General features: G+C 68.8%; 1 protein-coding gene. It reads right to left on the bottom strand.

Annotated features, from left to right (window positions below; translation table 11 throughout):
- Nucleotides 1-61: 61 nt before the first annotated feature.
- Nucleotides 62-690 (bottom strand): C39 family peptidase (locus tag GUI43_RS33300; RefSeq protein ID WP_112700728.1); only part of this gene is annotated, 629 nt, incomplete at its 5' end.

Genomic DNA, 690 nt, shown 5'->3' with positions numbered 1-690 from the left:
GCCGAAGGGCCGGGCCCCGTGGTGGGGTCCGGCCCTTCGGTGTGTGCTGGTGGTGTGTGGGTCAGCTGGTGGCGTAGCCGCGGGTGGCGATCCAGTCGGCGAGGTGCTCGACGGTGACCTCGTAGGAGGCGGTGTTCGCATCGGCGGAGTCGGCGATCTTCACCACGTTCCCGCCGTCGCGGTAACCCACGACGCTGATGTAGTGCCCGCCCTCGAAGGAGTGCACGCCGCCGTCGGTGTCGACGCTGGTGCCGGCGATGTTCGCGACCACGGCCCGGCCGTCGTCCACGGTCTTGACGATGTCGGCGCGCAGCCGGTCGGTCTGCTTACCGTCAGCGTTGGGGCTGGAGATCTCCACGCTGTGGTAGGCGTCGTTCTTACCGGTCTCCTTGTTCAGCACGGGGGTGATGTCGTTGATGGAGTTCGTGCCGGCCTCGGTGGTGCCCATCTCCTTGGCCATGGCGTCCACGCTGATCTCCTTGCCCTGCACGGACAGGGCGTTACGCGTGGCGGCCGGGCCGCAGTAGTAGAAGTTCGGCTGCGCCTCGTAGCGCACACCGAGCTGACGCTCACCGGCGGGCTTACGGTCGCTCTGCGTCTGGGTGGCCGGCTTGGCATCCGACGCGGCGTACGCGGCGGTCACCGGTCCGGCGATAGCCCCACCGGTGAACGCGAGGCCAGCAGCGGTCA

Origin of the sequence: Micromonospora noduli, from assembly GCF_003264365.1 — a bacterium.
In the GTDB taxonomy this organism is placed as follows: domain Bacteria; phylum Actinomycetota; class Actinomycetes; order Mycobacteriales; family Micromonosporaceae; genus Micromonospora; species Micromonospora noduli.
Note: the sequence above shows the minus strand (reverse complement) of the source record. Positions and strands in the feature narration are given on the sequence as shown.